The sequence below is a fragment of the Pseudomonas sp. GW821-FHT04C07 genome (genome assembly GCF_059420325.1).
In genome coordinates this window covers 1-1,244 of record NZ_JBWKTM010000029.1, presented here as the reverse complement: position 1 = coordinate 1,244, position 1,244 = coordinate 1, and the positions used below count along the sequence as shown (strand labels likewise).

Here is a 1,244-nt window from a genome sequence, read left to right as displayed (position 1 = left end):
TGAACTGGCCTAATAATTCCGGACACCTCTTAAGGGCGATATGATTTCGCCAACTTGGAGGTTTCATGAACGAAAGAAAGGTCTATACCCGCGAGTTCAAGCTGCATGCTGCCAGCATGGTGCTTGATGATAACTGTCCGGTGCCAGACGTGTGTGCATCGCTGGACATCGGACCTACCGCTTTACGGCGTTGGGTCGATCAGGTTCGCAAGGAACGCGAGGGACAGCCAGTCAAAGGCACCAAGGCGATTACCGAAGATCAGCGCCAGATCCAGGAACTTAAGGCCAAGATCAAACGCATGGAGATGGAAGCCGAGATCTTAAAAAAGGCTACCGCTCTCTTGATGTCGGATCCCGATCGTTTTCGATGATTGCGGAACTAAGAGAGTCATTCCCGACCGCCATCCTGTGTCGTGTTTTCGATGTGAAGCGCAGCAGCTTTTATGAGTGGCTTCAGCGGCGCACCAAGCCGCGGGGCAGACGCGAAGAGCTCAAGCTGAAAGTGGTTGAGCTGCACAGCGAAAGCCGGGAAGCCATGGGCTCCAGAATGATCAGCAAGGGCCTGAAGTCCCAAAACATAACGGTCGGAAGAGACCTTGTCAGAGCGCTGATGAGGGAGGCCAACATTGTCAGTAAACAACGCCAGCCTCACCCATTCAGATCCAAAGGCGTTGAAGCATTTGTCGCGCCCAATCGGCTCAAGCGCAATTTCAAGCCAGCTGCGGTCGATCAAGTCTGGTGTGGCGACGTTACAAGCTTGATGGTGGGCAAGCGCTGGGTTCATCTGGCCATCGTGATCGATTTGTTTGCTCGCCGGGTCATTGGTTGGGCGTTTTCGCTGGTCAATGACGCCCACTTGGTCAGCAAGGCGTTACGCATGGCGACAGAGGTTCGAACGTGCCCTCCTGGACTGATGTTTCACTCGGATCAGGGCTGTCAGTACACCAGCCGCAAGTTTCAAGAGGAGCTGATGCGCCATGGCATTTTGCAAAGCATGAGTCATCGCGGGCAGTGCTGGGACAATGCTCCAACAGAGCGTTTTTTCGGCACACTGAAGTCAGAGTGGGTGCCTCGCAGCGGCTACAGCCTGATCAAGGAAGCAAAAACCGATATGGTGCGCTTCTTTATGTACTACAACCGCACCAGGCTCCACAGCTACAACAACTATCTGTCGCCAATAGCCATGGAGCAAAAAGCGGCATAAACACCGTAATCGGTGTCCGGGATTACTTGACCAGTTCAGC

The 1,244-nt window shown here is 53.7% G+C and carries 2 protein-coding genes; both read left to right on the top strand.

Annotated features, from left to right (window positions below):
• Positions 1-65 precede the first annotated feature (65 nt).
• Positions 66-371, top strand: a complete 306-nt coding sequence (locus AC07UI_RS29095; protein WP_008047186.1) for an IS3 family transposase — start codon at positions 66-68, stop codon at positions 369-371.
• Positions 368-1,204: an IS3 family transposase gene (locus AC07UI_RS29090; protein WP_494995750.1), complete on the top strand. Its 837-nt coding sequence runs from the start codon at positions 368-370 to the stop codon at positions 1,202-1,204. Before AC07UI_RS29095 ends, AC07UI_RS29090 begins: the two co-directional genes overlap by 4 nt.
• The last annotated feature ends 40 nt before the right edge of the window (positions 1,205-1,244 follow it).

What these genes read in the sequence shown, in the direction of transcription:
- AC07UI_RS29095 (WP_008047186.1), top strand. Translation starts at nt 66, where the DNA reads ATGAACGAAAGAAAGGTCTATACCCGCGAGTTCAAGCTGCATGCTGCC.
- AC07UI_RS29090 (WP_494995750.1), top strand. Translation starts at nt 368, where the DNA reads ATGATTGCGGAACTAAGAGAGTCATTCCCGACCGCCATCCTGTGTCGT.